Consider the following 16,704-nt stretch of genomic DNA (forward strand, 5'->3'; position numbering starts at 1 on the left):
AGCCAGACTCACCCGTTCCTCGCAAACCAGGCCTCGAGCTTCGCCTCCAGCGCCGCCACCAGCGCCTCGTCCTCCAGACCCTCGATGACCTCGGCCACGAAAGCCCTGACCAGCAGGCCACGGGCCTGCTTCTCCGGCACGCCGCGGGCCATCAAGTAGAAGAGGTGGCTGCGATCGATCTCGGTCACCGTCGCGCCATGGCCGCAGGCCACGTCGTCGGCGAAGATCTCGAGCTCCGGCTTGGCCGAGAACTCGCCCTCGTCCGACAGAAGCAGCGTGTTGCAGGCCATCTTAGCATCGGTCTTCTGCGCCAGGCGATCGACGCGGATCTGACCCTGGAAGACGCCGCGCGCCCTGCCCGTCACGACGTTGCGGATGATTTCCGAGGACGTGGTGTTCGGCGCCGAATGGTCGAGCACCATGGTCACGTCGGTGTGGCTGTCGCCGTTAAGCAGGTTGACGCCGCGCAGGTTGAAGACGGCGCCCTCGCCTTTCGCATCCACCTTGATCTCCTGGCGCACCAGCTTGCCGCCGGTGTTCATGACGAAGAGCGTCAGCTTCGCGTCCTTCGCCAGCACCGCGTTGAACTGGCCGAAATGGGTCGCCCCGACCGGCTGTTCCTGCAGGATAACCCAGGTGATATCCGCGCCTTCGCCCACCGTCATGTGGCTGACCGACGAGACCAGTGCATCGCCGCTGCCGCTCTGCCGCTCGACGATGGTCGCCCTGGCGCCCGCGCCGACCCGCACCGGAAAGCGGACATGGACCTGGCCGCCGGCCTGGACGTTCTGCAGTTCGATCGGACCGTCGACAGCAGCGCCGTCCGCAATGTCCAGGAACCAGCCGTCGGTGACGAAGGCCGCGTTGAGCGGCGCGATCACGTCGGCGGCATCGCGGGACGTCATTGCGGGAGCGATCGAGCCGTCCGCGAGCTTCTGCTCCAGTCCGACGACCGACACGCCCTCGATGCGCGGCGCGTGGGCGGCCACGCCGTTTAGGACGGGCAGAACCGTCGAGCCCTGCAGCAGGGCCGGCAGGGGCCTGGCACTGGCCGTGGGATCATAGGCGGGAACGGTCGCGAGCAGGCGGCGCAGGTCGGTGTAGTGCCAGGCCTCGACGCGGCGGGTCGGCAGGCCGGCCTTCAGCCGCTCCACGGCGTCGTCGCGGCGGCGGATCACCGCCTCGTTGCCGGGCAGGTCCGAGAAGCGCTCGACGAAGCCGTCGATCAGCGCCGTCTCGGCATGCGTCCTCTGGGGCTTTGCGTGCATGTTCATGGCGTCCACCTATGCCGCCTCGCCGATGATGTCGGCGTAGCCGTTCTGCTCGAGGTCGAGCGCCAGCGACTTGTCGCCCGACTTGATGACCCGGCCCTTGTAGAGCACGTGCACGGTGTCCGGCACGATGTAGTCGAGCAGGCGCTGGTAGTGGGTGATGACGACCATCGATCGATCGGGCGCGCGCAGCGCGTTGACGCCGTCGGCCACCACCTTCAGCGCATCGATGTCGAGGCCGGAATCGGTCTCGTCGAGCACGCAGAGCTTCGGCTCCAGCAGCGACATCTGAAGGATCTCGGCGCGCTTCTTCTCACCGCCGGAAAAGCCAACATTGAGCGGCCGCTTCAGCATGGCCATGTCCATGTTGAGCCGGCCGGCGGCTTCCTTCACCTTGCGCAGCAGGTCGGGGATCTTCAGCTCCGGCTCGCCGCGCGCCTTGCGCTGCGCGTTGAGCGCGACCTTGAGGAACTCCATCGTCGCCACGCCCGGTATCTCCAGCGGATATTGGAAGGCGAGAAAAATGCCCGACGCGGCGCGCTCGGCCGGGTCCATCCCGAGGATCGACTGCCCGTTGAACAGGATCTCGCCCTCGGTGACCTCGTAGTCGTCGCGTCCGGCGAGGATATAGGACAGCGTCGACTTGCCCGAGCCGTTCGGCCCCATGATCGCGGCGACCTCGCCGTCCCTGACGGTCAGGTCGAGCCCGCGGATGATCTCCGTGCCGGTCTCGGCAATGCGGGCGTGGAGGTTTCTGATTTCAAGCATGATTTGGCTTCGTCTCTAGGGTTCGTTCAGATCAGTTACGTGGGACACCCGCAATCAAGACCGGGCGGCATCAGCGGTCGTGTAAAATCAATCAACCAGATCGAGACGTTTCTCGATCCTCTCGACGCGTTCCTTGAGCGACGCGATGTCGCCATCCTGAACGATTTCATGTCCGAGAAACGCCGCGATGTGGTGCTTAATACCCATCATCTCGGCACGAACGCCGGCGACGTTGTTTTTCAGCGCACTGATGTCCGACCGCATGGCCCTCAGGTGTTCCAGCACCAAATTCTCGACACTCTCGTTCATGCGTCTCTCCTGATGACTGCGCGCGTCAGGTTGATCGGCTGGTGGACGTGCGATCGATTACCCCACGCTCCCCTCCAGCGAGATGCCGATCAGCTTCTGCGCCTCGACCGCGAATTCCATCGGCAATTCCTGGATGACCTCGCGCACGAAGCCGCCGACGATCAGCGCCACGGCCTCCTCTTCCGGAATGCCGCGCTGCATGACGTAGAACAGCTGGTCTTCCGAAATCTTCGACGTGGTCGCCTCGTGCTCGAACTTCGCCGTCGCGTTCTTGGCCTCGATGTAGGGCACGGTGTGGGCGCCGCAGTCGTTGCCGATCAGGAGCGAATCGCACTGGGTGAAATTGCGCGCGTTGGTCGCCTTGCGGTGGGCCGAGACCTGGCCGCGATAGGTGTTGTTCGACTTGCCGGCCGAGATGCCCTTGGAGATGATGCGGCTCGACGTGTTCTTGCCGAGGTGGATCATCTTGGTGCCGGAATCGACCTGCTGGTGGCCGTTCGACACCGCGATCGAGTAGAACTCGCCGCGGCTGTCGTCTCCGCGCAGGATGCAGGACGGGTACTTCCAGGTGATCGCCGAGCCGGTCTCGACCTGCGTCCACGAGATCTTCGACCGGTCGCCGCGGCAGTCGCCGCGCTTGGTGACGAAGTTGTAGATGCCGCCCTTGCCGTCCTTGTCGCCGGGATACCAGTTCTGCACCGTCGAATACTTGATCTCGGCATCGTCGAGCGCGACGAGCTCGACGACGGCCGCGTGCAGCTGATTCTCGTCGCGCTGCGGCGCCGTGCAGCCCTCGAGATAGGAGACGTAGGCCCCCTCCTCGGCGATGATCAGCGTGCGCTCGAACTGGCCGGTGTTCTTCTCGTTGATGCGGAAATAGGTCGACAGCTCCATCGGGCAGCGGACGCCCTTCGGCACGAAGACGAAGGACCCGTCGGTGAAGACGGCCGAGTTCAGCGTCGCGTAGTAGTTGTCGGAAACCGGAACCACCGAGCCGAGATATTTCTGCACCAGTTCGGGATGCTCGCGAATCGCCTCGGAGATCGAGCAGAAGATGACGCCGGCCTTGGCCAGCTCCTTCTTGAAGGTGGTCACGACGGAGACCGAATCGAACACGGCGTCGACGGCCACGCGACGCGGCGCTGCGCCGTTGTCGTTCGCCTCTTCGAGTTCGTCGGTCGCGACGGGCTTCTGCACGCCGGCGAGGATTTCCTGCTCCCTCAGCGGAATGCCGAGCTTCGCGTAGACCTTGAGGAGTTCCGGGTCGACCTCGTCCAGCGAGGTCGGACCGGGCGTGCTCTTCGGCGCGGCGTAGAAATAGATCTCCTGGAAGTCGATCTTCGGATAGTCGACGCGCGCCCAGGTCGGCTCCTCGAGCGTCAGCCAGCGGCGATAGGCCTGCAGGCGCCACTCGAGCATCCAGGCCGGCTCGTCCTTCTTGGCGGAAATGAAGCGGATCGTATCCTCGGAAAGACCCTTCGGGGCCTTGTCCATTTCGATGAAGGACTCGAATCCGTACTTGTACTGGTCCACGTCGATCTTGCGGACCTGTTCGATGGTCTCCTGCACAGCAGGCATCTTTGTTCTCCATCCTTGCCGGGTTCAAGGCCCGGCAGTTTTCAAACTATGGCACCGCTTGCGGCGTATGCCTGATCTAGTGCGTCCGCGCCTGAAATTCACCCTTTGCGGGGCCGAATTCGGACGGAAACGCGCGTTTTTTCCCTCCCGGCGTCAGGCCGCCCGCGTCGCCGCCCGTGCCTGGCGCGAAACCAGCGCCCGAAGCGCCTGCGTGAACATCGAAACCTCCCGATCGCCTGTCGACCGGCCGATCGAGACCCGCAGCGCCGACGCTTGGTCGCCATGCCCCATCGCCTTGAGAACCTGGCTCGGCCCGACCCGCCCCGAGGAGCAGGCCGATCCCGCCGACAGCGCCACGCCGGCGAGGTCGAAGGCGATCTGCGCCGTCTCGGCCTTCACGCCCGGCAGGTCGAAGAATGTCGTGTTGGGCAGGCGCGGCGCGCCCTCGCCGAAGATGGTGGCGTCCGGCGCCGTCGCCCGAACCTCGGCCTCGATGCGGTCCCTCACGACCTGCACCGCCGCCATGTCGGCCAGACCTGCAAGCGCTTCTCCGGCCGCCGCGCCGAAGCCGGCGATGGCGGCGACGTTCTCGGTGCCGGACCGATGGCCCTTCTCCTGGCCGCCCCCGGGCACCAGCGCCAGGGGCATCAGGAGATCGGATGCGCCGACGATGGCGCCGGCGCCCTTCGGGCCGCCGATCTTGTGCGAGGAGAGAATCAGGAAATCCGCCGAACCGTCGGATATGTCGAGCGGAATGCGGCCTGCCGCCTGAACCGCGTCGACGACGACGAGCGCGCGGGCCGCCCGCGCGATGCGGCCGATCTGCGCCATCGGCTGGATCACGCCGGTCTCGTTGTTGGCCGCGTGGATCGCGAGCATCGCCATGCCGGCGTCCGGATCATGCGCTGAAAGGGCCGCCTCGAGAGCGGTCAGATCGACCAGTCCGTTTCGGTCGACGGGCAGGACGGTCACAGAATCGGCCGGAAAACGGCCGCCGCAGAGGATGCAGGGATGCTCGGCGGCGGTGACGAACAGGCGCGAGACGCTCAGCGGGCCGCGGCCCATGCGCCAGCCGGGCGTCAGCAGCGTCGCGGCAGCCTCCGTCGCGCCGGATGTGAAGACGACGTCATCCGCCTTGCCGCCCACGAGAGCGGCCACCTGGCGACGCGCGGTCTCGACCAGCCGCCGTGCCGCCCGCCCTTCCGCATGGACGGACGACGGATTGCCGTCGCTCTCCAGCGCGGCCAGCATCGCGGCACGCGCGGCTTCGAGAAGCGGCGCGCTGGCGTTGTGGTCGAGATAGGCGCGGTCGGCGGCCATCGGCGAAATGCGATCTCCAGTGTGAGCGTTGCGGGCGGTGATGTCGCAATTTCCTTGAAATTGCGAGGCCACACGTCCTATTTAGCCGCTTTGTCCAGACCGACGGCCATCCGCCGAGTTTTGAACAATTCTAAACTGGTTTCTATGGAGGCGTCGGCCCCTCGTCAAGGGCGGACCCCATTTGTCGGGCGCTTCGCCCGGCGGTCGTGAATTGGAGTACCCATGCCCGAAGTCATTTTCGCCGGACCGGACGGACGCCTCGAAGGGCGCTACCAGCCCTCGACCGAAAAGAACGCGCCGATCGCCATCGTGCTGCATCCGCATCCGCAGTTCGGCGGAACGATGAACAACAAGATCGTCTACGACCTGTTCTACATGTTCCAGAAGCGCAATTTCACGACGCTGCGCTTCAATTTCCGCGGTATCGGCCGCAGCCAGGGAGAGTTCGACCACGGTGCGGGCGAGCTTTCCGATGCCGCCGCCGCGCTCGACTGGGTGCAGTCGCTGCATCCCGATTCCAAGAGCTGCTGGGTGGCCGGCTATTCCTTCGGCGCCTGGATCGGCATGCAGCTCCTGATGCGCCGGCCGGAGATCGAAGGCTTCATCTCGGTGGCGCCGCAGCCCAACACCTATGATTTCTCCTTCCTCGCCCCCTGCCCCTCGTCGGGCCTCATCATCCACGGCGATTCCGACAAGGTGGCGCCGCCGAAGGACGTGCAGGGGCTGGTCGACAAGCTGCACACGCAGAAGGGCATCACGATCACGCAAAAGACCCTGCCCGGCGCGAACCACTTCTTCTCGAACGACACCGAGCTGCTGATCAGCGAGTGCTCGGACTACCTCGACCGGCGGCTGAACGGCGAACTGTCGGACGCACGGCCGAAGCGGCTGCGGTAGGAGCGGGTGGCTTCATAGCGGTAGGCGCAAACCGACGAGCACCCCACTCCGTCGCGCCCCCCTCTGTCCTGCCGGACATCTCCCCCACGAGGGGGGAGATCGGCAGATGCCGCGGCCCCGCCTGTCCTGCAACGTCGGCGATTGGCTGAGGCGGCGGCGACGGCCGATCTCCCCCCTCGTGGGGGAGATGCCCGGCAGGGCAGAGGGGGGCGCCGTAGAGTGCCAACTTCTACGAGCGCGCGCGCGGCCCCTCACCGCCGCCCTTCACGCCCCCACCAGCACCCCGCCCGTGACGGCCTCCCGGCACCCCGTCGTCGTCGGAAAGGTCAGCGGCAGGCCCATCACCGATCTCACCGCGAGATAGGCCCAGGCCTCCGCCTCCATCGCATCGCCATCGAGACCGACGTCTTCAGCAAGCATCACATCACCGCCGAGCTTTTTCGCCCCCGCCCTCAGGTCGGCCACGATGTGCGGGTTCTTGCGCCCGCCGCCGCAGACGATCCACAGCCGGGGCTGTGCCGGCATGTGGGCGGCCGCCGCGAGAATCGCTTCGGCCGAGACCGCAGCCAGCGTCCGGGCGCCGTCGGCGAGTTCCATTCCCATGGCAGGATTCAGCGTGAAGTCGTTGCGGTCGAGCGATTTCGGCGCCCTGCGCGCGAAGAACGGACTGTCGAGATAGGCATCCGCCACCGCCCGCACCACGCCGCCCTCGCTGGCGATCATGCCGTCGGCGTCGTAGGGCACGCCGCCTTCGGCCGTCACCCACTGGTCGATCAGCGCATTGCCGGGGCCCGAATCGAAGGCGACAGGATCGCCGGTCTCGGGCACGAAGGTGACGTTGGAAATGCCGCCGACGTTGACGAGGCAGACCGGAAACCGCGCCGATCGCGCCGGCAGCGAGCGGGCGAGTGCGGCGTGATAGACCGGCACCAGCGGCGCGCCCTGCCCGCCATGGACCATGTCGTTGGCGCGCATGTCGAAGACGACCGGAAGGCCGGTCTCGCGGGCCAGCAGCGCGCCGTCGCCGAGCTGCACGGTCAGCGCCTTTTCCGGCCGGTGCAGCACGGTCTGGCCGTGGAAACCGGCGAGTTCCGCCCGTCCCGCCGCCTGCGGGAAGTCGGCACGGAACCGCTCGACGGCGCGGGCGTGGCGCAGCGTGATCTCACGTTCGAGATCGGCAAGGTCGCCCGGCCGCTCGTCACGCCGCTCGATCGCCTTCGCATCGTCGAGCGCAGCCTCGATGCGGCGGCGGAAGGCGGCCTCGTAGGGCACGAAGGCGGAGGGTCCGCGACGCAGGACGTCGATGCCGTCGGTGTCGACGACCGCGAGGTCGATGCCGTCCATCGACGTGCCGCTCATCAGCCCGATCGCGCATTTGACCGCCATGGAGACCCGTCCAGCTTGTGATTCTCGTCGCCGCGATGCTAAAGGCGCGCATTCCCGAGCGCCACGGCCAGCGGCCGCGGTGCGTGCAGCCACCGAAAGAGCCGACCATGTCCGCCTTCAAGTCCGATTTCCTGCGCACCCTGTCCGAGCGCGGCTTCATCCACCAGATCTCGGATGAGACCGGCCTCGACGACCTGCTCGCCAGGGAAACCGTGACCGCCTATATCGGCTTCGATCCGACGGCGCCGAGCCTGCATGCCGGCGGCCTGATCCAGATCATGATGCTGCACTGGCTGCAGCAGACCGGCCATCGCCCGGTCTCGCTGATGGGCGGCGGCACCGGCATGGTCGGCGATCCCTCGTTCAAGGACGAGGCGCGCCAGCTGATGACGCCGGCGACGATCGACGCCAACATCGCCGGCATCAAGACGGTGTTCTCCAACTACCTCACCTATGGCGACGGCGCGAAGGACGCGCTGATGATCAACAATGCCGACTGGCTGCTCGGCATCAACTATCTCGAGTTCCTGCGCGACGTCGGCCGCCACTTCTCGGTCAACCGCATGCTGTCCTTCGACAGCGTCAAGACGCGGCTCGACCGGGAACAGTCGCTGTCCTTCCTCGAATTCAACTACATGATCCTGCAGGCCTACGATTTCGTCGAGCTGAACAGGCGCTATGACGTGCGGCTTCAGATGGGCGGCTCGGACCAGTGGGGCAACATCATCAACGGCATCGACCTTGGCCACCGCATGGGCACGCCGCAGCTCTACGCGCTGACCTCGCCGCTGCTCACCACCTCCTCGGGCGCCAAGATGGGCAAGTCGATGTCCGGCGCGGTATGGCTCAACCCGGACATGCTGTCGGCCTACGACTTCTGGCAGTACTGGCGCAACACCGAGGATGCCGACGTGTCGCGCTTCCTCAAGCTCTACACCACCCTGCCGATGGACGAGATCGCGCGGCTGTCGGCACTCGGCGGCACCGAGATCAACGAGGTCAAGAAGGTGCTCGCCACCGAGGTCACCGCGATGCTGCACGGCCGCGCCAATGCCGAGCAGGCGGCGGAGACCGCGCGGAAAACCTTCGAGGAGGGCGCGCTGGCCGAGAACCTGCCGTCGATCGAGGTGCCGCAGGCCGAGCTCGAAGCCGGCATCGGCCTGCTGTCGCTGATCGTGCGCGCCGGTCTTGCGGGGTCCAACGGCGAGGCGCGGCGGCACGTGCAGGGCGGCGCGGTCAAGATCAACGACGAGGCCGTCTCCGACGAGCGCCGCATGGTCGGCAGCGGCGAGATCACCGCCGACGGCGTGGTCAAGCTGTCGCTCGGCAAGAAGAAGCACATCCTGGTGCGCCCTGCCTGAGGGGCTGGGGGCGCGGGGCGGTGGTGCGTCCTTCGAGGCTCGCTGGCCCGCGGCGCGCCTCGACTGCCAACGGCATGCGAAAGATCGTCGTCATCGCAAACGCAAGGCTCGCACAACTCGAAGCGCAACTGACTTGATGAGGACCGTCGGTGCCGCTTCGGCCTTTTCGTTCTACGTAGAGGCATTCCCCACGGGTCCTCATCCTGAGGTGCGAGCCCGCGCGGCCTTTGCGGGTCGGGCAAGACACCGGCGGGCGAGCCTCGAAGGACGCACCACGGCACCGCGCGACCACGCCAAAGACCGCCCCTCCGGTGGAACGCGCACCGCCCCTCAGTCGAACTCGAAGATCGACCGGAAGATGCCCGGCGCGATGGCCGAGATCGGGTTGACCTGGAGCTGCGGCGACTTCGAATCGCCCGCCAGCCGGAAGGTGATGCCGATCAGCCCGCGGTCGCGGCCGTTACCGAGGATCTGGCCGAACAGCGGTATCTCGCCGAACAGGCGGTTGACGCCATAGGCCGGCATGAAGGTGCCGGTGATCTCCATGTTGCCGCGCTGGTCGTAGAGTGCACCCTGGAAGGTCGCGCCGATCTCGGCGCCGCGCAGCAGGCCGCGGTCGATCGAGAGATAGCCGTCGCCCTTCTCGACCAGGGCGAAGCCGCGCTGGAACCTGGCCTTGCGGTCGTCCAGTTCGCGCTTGGCCACCTGGCTGAGCGACCGGCCGTCACCGTCGGGCGGGGGCGCGGAGATGAGCGAGCGCAACTTGGGGTCGTTGATGACCTGGAAGTCGCGCGCTTCGATCTGGCCGCGCAGCGGACCGTTGGGCTTTGCCGCCAGCGACAGCTCGATCTTGCCGCCGTGCATGTACTCGTAGATGTTGAGGAAACGCAGCACCGCGCCGGCATCCGTCGAGCGGATGCTGACGTTGCGGCCCGTGCTGTCGGCCTCGTTGACGATCGACACCGGCGCGCCCCTGGACGAGATCGCGGCGATGCGCAGGGCGCCGAGGTCGGTGCCGGTTCCACGCAGGCTGACGTTCAGTCCCGTCATCACCTCGTTGTTGAAGCCGACGGTGCGGCCGACGGCAACGCCGAGCGTGATGGGCACGGATTCGACGGCCTCCTCGGCCTTCTCGGTCTCGGCAAGATAGAGCTTGATGACGGAGCGCGCGTCCAGGGAGGCGCCGTTGATGCCGACGTCGTAGCCCTTGCCGCTGCGCACCAGATTGACCGCAACGTCGTCGCCGCGGTTGAGGGAGACGGTCGAGAATCGGGCTTCGGACAGGTTGCCGCCGGCCAGGACGATGTCGCCCTTGGCCGAAAAGGTCTCGCCGGAAAGCTCGAAATCGGAGAGCTGGATACGGTCGCCGTCCTGCTTCATGACGAAGCGGGCGGTGCCTGGAATGCCGGCGCCCTTCGTCCAGCCGACCCAGGGGAAGGCGAGCTCAGCCTTGCCGAGGTCGATGTCGAAACGCTGCTCGCCGGGACCGACGATCGCCACCTTGGCCGTCACGGGTCCCGACAGCATCTCGTTCAGGCCGGGCGCCAGCCGCTTGCGGGCGGCGTCGTCGAGCACCAGCGACACATCGCGCGAACGGTCCGTGCCGGACGAGCCGAGCGGTTCCGTCATGGCGATCTCGGCGGGCACGCCGTTCAGGAGCGCCTTCGCCCGGATGACGGCACGCGACGGATCGACGTCGATCGTGCCGTTCGCCTGCGTCACCTGCTGTCCGTCGAAAGGCTTGGCGATGTCGAGGTTCTCGTAGGCGAGGTCCACTTCCCAATCGAGTTCCTCGACCGGGAAATCCTTGCGCAGCGGGATCTCGACCTTGACGTTGCCCTTGACCTTGCCCGTGAAGTCCTCCGCCGCGAGGTCAAGGCGTCGCATGGCGTCGATCGGCCGGTAGGAGGCGAACTCCGCCGCCGCCTGCGCCTCGCCCTCGACGTCGATGTCGACGAAGCCCGTCGTCGGCCGCGATTCGACCTTGCGGATCAGAACGGATCCGTTCGACGCCGCGAGGGTCCGGCCGGTCGGCATGTAGACGGTGCCGCTCGCCAGCGTGATGTCGACGTCGGAGCCGCGGAAATCGACGGTCCCTGAGGCATCGCGAACGGCGGGCAGTTCTCCGGTGATGTCGAAGCGGGTGTCGGCGATCGTGAAGGAGCCGTTGACCTCGTCGCCGTTCAGTTCGATGCCATTGCCGAGCCGTCCGGGTCCGACGCGCAGCCGGACGCGCGAGTTTTCGATCGTGCCGCCGAAGACGTTCGACATCACCCAGGCCCGGGCTCCCGGCGCGGTCGGCGTCGGCCAAAGCTGTTTCGCGTGGGCGACCGGAATCGACGGAATGTCGAGCGCCAGCGCCACCGAGGGGCTGCGCCCGTCGAAGAACTGCACCGTCGCCTGGCCGTAGACCTCGCCCGGTCGCGTGCGGACGCCAAGCTCGGCTGCGGTGAGCAGGCGCGCTGCGGGATCGTAGGTTCCCGCCACACGGGCCAGGAACGGCAGGGCGGGCTCCGGCACGCCGGTCACGGCCACCACCGATCCGTCCGAATTGAACTCCCAGCGATAGGCCGGCGCTGCGCTGCCCTGATCCGCCACGGGAACGGGGCCGATCGCGCCATGGAAGGCGAAGGTCGAGCGCTCGGTCCTGATCGAGATGCGCTCGAACTCCAGCTTGCCCGATCCCGCGGCGAGAACGGCGGACAGATCGAGATCCGCATGCTGCTCCCCGAATTCCGGCAGCAGCGCGATGAGCTCCGAACCGGAGGCGGCGATGCGGATGCGCCCTCGCCCGGGAGCCGGCCGCGTTCCGGTCAGCCGGATGCGGCCGCTGCCGTCGATCGACGGCAGCTTCGCCGACGGCGTCTCGACAGCCAGCCGGGCGACGTCGATCTGCAGGTCGAACTTCAGCCCGGCCGCAGACCGCCGCGATGCGGAGCCGGTCAGCTCGACCGGCCTGCCGAGAAGGTCGAACGAGCCCTCCAGCTTGAGGCCCTGCCCCGGCTCGCGCCAGGCGGCGAAGCGCTCGGCGTGGATGCTGTTTCGCGCAGGCCCGGCGAAGATCATCTCCACGTCGCGCAGGACCACCCTCGGCGCCTGGCGGCCCTGCAGCGCATCGAAGAGCTGGTTCATGCCGCCGAAGATGGACGCCACCACCTTGTCGGGATCGACAAGGCCGCGTTCGTCGGCGACGCCGTCGAGCCAGCCCGGCTCGTTGGATGCCGGAAGGGCGGCGCCATCGATCACCGCCTCCTTCAGCGCAACTTCCGCGACGTCGAGCCGCCCGGACAACAGCGGCCGGAGGGAAAGGCCGAAGCGCATCGAGCCGGCACGCGCAAACTCCCGGCCGTCCTCGGCGATCAGCAGTCGAACGGAGGGAATTTCGATGGAGACAAGCCCGATTTCTCCCCACGACAGGCGCGCAGTCCCGGCTTCGACCTGCACCGGGACGCCGGTATAGGCCGAAAGCGCGATCTCCGCCTCGCGCTTGATGCGCTCGTTGCCGACGCCGGCCGCCCCGGCCAGGTAGAGACCGCCCGCGGCGACGACCAGCAGCACGAGGGCCGCCAGAACCGTATAGAGGCCAGCCTTCAGCACGGCGCGGCCACGTCCGCCCCGCCGCTTGGCGAGCGGCGGCGGCACGCAGGCCGACGGCAGAGTCTCGAGGGCCGCTATGTCGGCCTTCCGGAAGCGCACCCTTTCGTGCTGCACGGTCCTCTCTTCCACTCGTCCGTCCGTCTCAGCGGTGATCCATGGACGAATCCCACACGTTAACTATAAGGCGAACCGTCGATGTCGCTAACCAAATTCGGCTGCGGGGTCGTTCCCGCGCGACGGGTCTCGTCGACACAGAAGGGACAACATATGGCACTTCCAGAAATCGGACAGGATGCACCGGACTTCGAACTCCCCAGCGACGGAGGCGGCACCATCGCGCTTTCGTCCCTGAAGGGAAAGGCGGTCGTCCTCTACTTCTACCCGAAGGACGACACGAGCGGCTGCACCACCGAAGCCGTCGACTTTTCGGCCCTCAAAAACGAGTTCGACGCGACCGGCGCCACGGTCATCGGCGTTTCTCCCGATAGCGCAAAAAGTCATGACAAATTCAAGGCGAAGCATTCGCTGAGCGTGGCGCTGGCATCGGACGAGGAGAAATCCACGCTGGAGGCCTACGGCGTCTGGGTCGAGAAGAGAATGTACGGAAAGAAGTACATGGGCGTGGAGCGGACGACTTTCCTCATCGGGCCGGACGGCAAGGTGCGCCGCGTCTGGTCCAAGGTGAAGGTTCCCGGCCACGCGAAGGACGTGCTCGAGGCCGTGAAGAGCCTGTGACGTCCATGGATACAGCCTCCCCCGCGGACCCGGCCGACTACCGTCCCAGAAGCCTGCGGGGCGGCTGCATCGACGCCATCGGCGAGAGCGACCTCGATCGCAAGACGGCAATCGTGCGCGCCGTCGCGCGGCGCTGGTTCGACCGGACGATCTCGGTGATGAGCCCGATGGACGGGACGCCTCCCGACTATCCCGGCCGGCCGGCGCGGCCGGAACTGGTCGAGCCGAAGCGGGTGCCGCGGCGGTCACTGCATACGGATCGGGGCCGCATCGCGCTCGCCCACGCGCTCGCCCACATCGAGCTCAACGCCATCGACCTGGCGCTCGACATCGTCGCCCGCTTCGCGGCCGAGCGGCCGCCCGCGAGCTTCTTCGACGGCTGGATGCAGGTCGCTTTCGAGGAGGCCAAGCATTTCACGCTGCTGCGCAACCGGCTGCGGTCGCTCGGCGCCGACTATGGCGACCTGCCGGCGCATGGCGGATTGTGGGAGGCCGCTCACCAGACCCGCAACGACCTGCACGCACGGCTGGCCGTCGTGCCGCTGATCCTCGAGGCGCGTGGCCTCGACGTCACGCCCTCGCTGCTGGAGAAGATGGAGGAGACCGGAGACGCCGAGACGGCGGCGATCCTGCGGGTCATCTACGAGGACGAGAAGAAGCACGTCGCCATCGGGGCCAAGTGGTTCCGCTTCTATTGCGCGCGCGACCGGCTCAACCCCGCCCAGCGTTTCCAGGAACTCGTGCGGGCCAATTTTCGCGGCGACCTGAAGCCGCCCTTCAACGACCGCGCCCGTGCGGCGGCCGGCCTGACGCCCCTCTTCTACCGGGCGCTGAGCGCCTCTTCGCGACACGGTTGAAACGCGTCCGCGAGGCCCGCGGGGAAGCGCCCGAAAACGTTTGTTAACCCTAATGGAGTGTAATCGGCAGGCATCGACTTTCGTGCAACGGAAAGCAGTATCCTGTGTCAAAGAGCCGTTCATCAGCCGTCTTCGGCAAGCGCAAGGAACCGCACACCTTCATCATCGCCCGCGGCGAGGAGATCCGGCATTTCACCGTGCGTCCGTGGATGTCCGCGCTCGCCGGATCGGCCCTGGCGGCCTGCGCGGTCGGCTATCTGCTCGCCACCAGCTATCTCGTGCTGCGCGACGACCTGATCGGCGCCACGGTCGCGCGGCAGGCCCGCCTGCAGCAGGCCTATGAAGACCGCATCTCGGCGCTGCGCGCCCAGGTCGACCGCATCACCAGCCGGCAGATGCTCGACCAGCAGCTCGTCGAGAGCAAGGTCGCCGAACTCATCGACCGGCAGGAAGAACTGACTGCCCGCAACGGCATGATCCTGCCCCTTCTGGAAAAGGCCGCGGGCGAGGACGTGTTGCCTGCGCGCGGCCCCGTCCCGCTCGACAGGCCCGAGATCCGTGCCGACCTGCCGCTCGAGAACGCCTTCGCGCCCACGGCGGCCGCGACCGCCAGCGCGGCCGCATCGGCCCTCTCCAGTCTCGCCGCGCAGAAGCCGGCGGCCGATCCGCAGCGCCTCTCGGCGGCCGACCGCGCCGACCTACTGTTCGTGAAGATCAACCGCTCCCTGCACGCCATCGAGGCGCTGCAGTTCCAGAAGATCCGGGCGGTGAAGGAAAACGCCTACAAGACCGCCGACGCGATCGTGGCCGCGCTCAAGGATGCCGGTCTGCCCGTCGACCCGGACTACGGCACCGGCGATGTCGGCGGGCCCCTCGTTCCCGTCGGCGCGGACGATCCGTTCGAGACCGAAGTCGAGGAACTGGACGACGCGCTGACCAAGCTCGACGGCATCCGCCAGGCCGCCGTCCGCCTGCCCATCGCCAATCCGGCGCCGGGCCAGAGCGTGACCAGCGGGTTCGGCGTCCGGCGCGACCCGCTCATCGGTCGCCCGGCCTTCCACGCGGGCATCGACTTCCGCGCCTCGGTCGGCGTCCCGGTGCGCGCCAGCGGGGCCGGCACGGTGCTGAAGGCCGGCTGGAACGGCGGCTATGGCCGGATGGTCGAGATCGACCATGGCAACGGCCTGACGACCCGATACGCGCATCTGAGCAAGCTCAAGGTGGCCGAGGGCGACACGGTCGCGGCCGGCGCCGTCGTGGGTCTGTCGGGAAGCTCCGGCCGCTCGACGGGACCGCACCTGCACTACGAGGTGCGGCGCAACGGCAAGGCGACGAACCCGGTCCGCTTCATCAGCGCCGGCAAGGCGATCAAGGACCTGCTCTGACGCGCAGGCCCCGCCGGACCAGGCCGGCGGCGCCTGCGATCAGTCGATGTCCTCGACGGTCGTGACGCCGCCATCGATCCTCTGCGACAGCGAAGCTTCCATGAAGTCGTCGAGGTCGCCGTCGAGCACGCCCTGCGGATTGGTGCTCTCCACGCCGGTGCGCAGGTCCTTCACGAGCTGGTAGGGCTGCAGCACGTAGGACCGGATCTGGTGGCCCCAGCCGATGTCGGACTTCGACGCCTCGGTCGCGTTGGCCGCTTCCTCGCGCTTTTGCAGTTCCACCTCGTAGAGGCGCGAGCGCAGCATCTCCCAGGCCTTGGCCTTGTTCTTGTGCTGCGAGCGCTCCTGCTGGCACGACACGGCGATGCCGGTCGCCAGATGGGTGATGCGGACGGCCGAATCGGTGGTGTTGATGTGCTGGCCGCCCGAGCCCGAGGCGCGATAGGTGTCGATGCGCACGTCGGACTCCGAGACCTCGATCTCGATGGTGTCGTCGATGACCGGATAGACCCAGATGCTCGAGAACGAGGTGTGGCGGCGCGCATTGCTGTCGAAGGGCGAGATGCGCACCAGCCGGTGCACGCCGGACTCGGTCTTCAGCCAGCCATAGGCGTTGTGGCCCTTGATCAGCAGGGTGGCCGACTTGATGCCGGCCTCCTCGCCGTCATGCATCTCGAGCACTTCGACCTTGAACTTCCGCCGCTCGGCCCAGCGCGTGTACATGCGCAGGAGCATGTTGGCCCAGTCCTGGCTCTCGGTGCCGCCGGCTCCGGCATGCACTTCGAGATAGGTGTCGTTCTTGTCGGCCTCGCCCGACAGCAGCGTCTCGATCTGGCGCGCAGCGATCTCGGCCCGCAGCTCGCGGATGGAGGCCTCGGCCTCGCCGACGACCGACTGGTCGCCCTCCTCCTCGCCGAGCTCGATCAGGCCGATGCCGTCGTCGAGCTGGGCGGAGAGCCGCCGGATGGCCGCGATCTGGTCCTCGAGCGACTGGCGCTCGCGCATCAGGTCCTGCGCCTTCTGGGGATCGTTCCACAGCTCGCCGTCCTCGGCGAGCATGTTCAGGTAGTCTAGTCTCTTGTGGGCCTGATCCCAGTCAAAGATGCCTCCTCAGCAGGCCGATGCCCTGCTGGATCTCGTTGACGAGGTTCTGGGTTTCCGCGCGCATGGCAGTTCGCCTGCTCTTCCTGACTGGATCTGATGGGTGATGAATCGCGGCGGACCATATTTCCATGGTCCG

13 protein-coding genes are annotated in these 16,704 nt (G+C 67.2%); 5 read left to right on the plus strand and 8 right to left on the minus strand.

Annotated features, from left to right (window positions below; translation table 11 throughout):
* Positions 1–8: 8 nt before the first annotated feature.
* The 5 genes from sufD to N1F91_RS04365 all read right to left on the minus strand — a co-directional run bounded on the left by sufD (position 9) and on the right by N1F91_RS04365 (position 5,246).
* Positions 9–1,274, minus strand: a complete 1,266-nt coding sequence (sufD, locus tag N1F91_RS04345; RefSeq protein ID WP_289990511.1) for a Fe-S cluster assembly protein SufD — start codon at positions 1,272–1,274, stop codon at positions 9–11.
* A gap of 9 nt (positions 1,275–1,283) precedes the next feature.
* Positions 1,284–2,039 (minus strand): Fe-S cluster assembly ATPase SufC, encoded by a 756-nt coding sequence (gene sufC, locus N1F91_RS04350; protein WP_289990512.1) that lies wholly within the window; start codon positions 2,037–2,039, stop codon positions 1,284–1,286.
* Positions 2,040–2,126: 87 nt separating this feature from the next.
* Positions 2,127–2,348: a hypothetical protein gene (locus N1F91_RS04355; RefSeq protein ID WP_289990513.1), complete on the minus strand. Its 222-nt coding sequence runs from the start codon at positions 2,346–2,348 to the stop codon at positions 2,127–2,129.
* A gap of 57 nt (positions 2,349–2,405) precedes the next feature.
* Positions 2,406–3,926 (minus strand): Fe-S cluster assembly protein SufB, encoded by a 1,521-nt coding sequence (gene sufB, locus N1F91_RS04360; protein WP_289990514.1) that lies wholly within the window; start codon positions 3,924–3,926, stop codon positions 2,406–2,408.
* Positions 3,927–4,079: 153 nt separating this feature from the next.
* Positions 4,080–5,246 carry a cysteine desulfurase family protein gene (locus N1F91_RS04365; RefSeq protein ID WP_289990515.1) on the minus strand — a complete coding sequence of 389 codons (1,167 nt, stop codon included), beginning with the start codon at positions 5,244–5,246 and terminating at the stop codon, positions 4,080–4,082.
* Between the two features lie 222 nt (positions 5,247–5,468).
* Between N1F91_RS04365 and N1F91_RS04370 the strand changes: the two genes are divergently transcribed.
* Positions 5,469–6,143 carry an alpha/beta hydrolase gene (locus N1F91_RS04370; protein ID WP_289990516.1) on the plus strand — a complete coding sequence of 225 codons (675 nt, stop codon included), beginning with the start codon at positions 5,469–5,471 and terminating at the stop codon, positions 6,141–6,143.
* A gap of 264 nt (positions 6,144–6,407) precedes the next feature.
* Here the strand turns inward: N1F91_RS04370 and N1F91_RS04375 are convergent, their stop codons facing one another.
* Entirely contained in the window at positions 6,408–7,529 is a 1,122-nt protein-coding gene (locus N1F91_RS04375; RefSeq protein WP_289990517.1) for an anhydro-N-acetylmuramic acid kinase, read from the minus strand.
* A 107-nt stretch (positions 7,530–7,636) separates the two neighbouring features.
* On the opposite strand from N1F91_RS04375, the gene tyrS reads away from it, so the two are divergent.
* The gene (tyrS, locus tag N1F91_RS04380; protein ID WP_289990518.1) at positions 7,637–8,890 is read left to right on the plus strand and encodes a tyrosine--tRNA ligase; all 1,254 of its coding nucleotides are present in this window, start codon (positions 7,637–7,639) and stop codon (positions 8,888–8,890) included.
* Between the two features lie 330 nt (positions 8,891–9,220).
* Here tyrS and N1F91_RS04385 read toward each other — a convergent pair whose 3' ends face one another.
* A complete protein-coding gene (locus N1F91_RS04385; RefSeq protein ID WP_289990519.1) occupies positions 9,221–12,601 on the minus strand; it encodes a DUF3971 domain-containing protein in 3,381 nt (1,126 codons plus the stop codon).
* Positions 12,602–12,754: 153 nt separating this feature from the next.
* Here N1F91_RS04385 and N1F91_RS04390 point away from each other — a divergent pair, with 153 nt between their 5' ends.
* The 3 genes from N1F91_RS04390 to N1F91_RS04400 all read left to right on the plus strand — a co-directional run bounded on the left by N1F91_RS04390 (position 12,755) and on the right by N1F91_RS04400 (position 15,464).
* Positions 12,755–13,222, plus strand: a complete 468-nt coding sequence (locus N1F91_RS04390) for a peroxiredoxin (protein ID WP_289990520.1) — start codon at positions 12,755–12,757, stop codon at positions 13,220–13,222.
* A 5-nt stretch (positions 13,223–13,227) separates the two neighbouring features.
* Positions 13,228–14,079: a ferritin-like domain-containing protein gene (locus N1F91_RS04395; protein WP_289990521.1), complete on the plus strand. Its 852-nt coding sequence runs from the start codon at positions 13,228–13,230 to the stop codon at positions 14,077–14,079.
* A gap of 104 nt (positions 14,080–14,183) precedes the next feature.
* The gene (locus N1F91_RS04400; protein WP_289990522.1) at positions 14,184–15,464 is read left to right on the plus strand and encodes a M23 family metallopeptidase; all 1,281 of its coding nucleotides are present in this window, start codon (positions 14,184–14,186) and stop codon (positions 15,462–15,464) included.
* A 39-nt stretch (positions 15,465–15,503) separates the two neighbouring features.
* Here N1F91_RS04400 and prfB read toward each other — a convergent pair.
* A protein-coding gene (gene prfB, locus N1F91_RS04405; protein WP_289990523.1) for a peptide chain release factor 2 occupies positions 15,504–16,632 on the minus strand; the annotation gives its coding sequence in 2 pieces (ribosomal slippage) (positions 15,504–16,562 and positions 16,564–16,632; 1,128 coding nt in all).
* Positions 16,633–16,704: the final 72 nt, after the last annotated feature.

Source organism: Aquibium sp. ELW1220, from assembly GCF_030398385.1.
In the GTDB taxonomy this organism is placed as follows: Bacteria; Pseudomonadota; Alphaproteobacteria; order Rhizobiales; family Rhizobiaceae; genus Aquibium.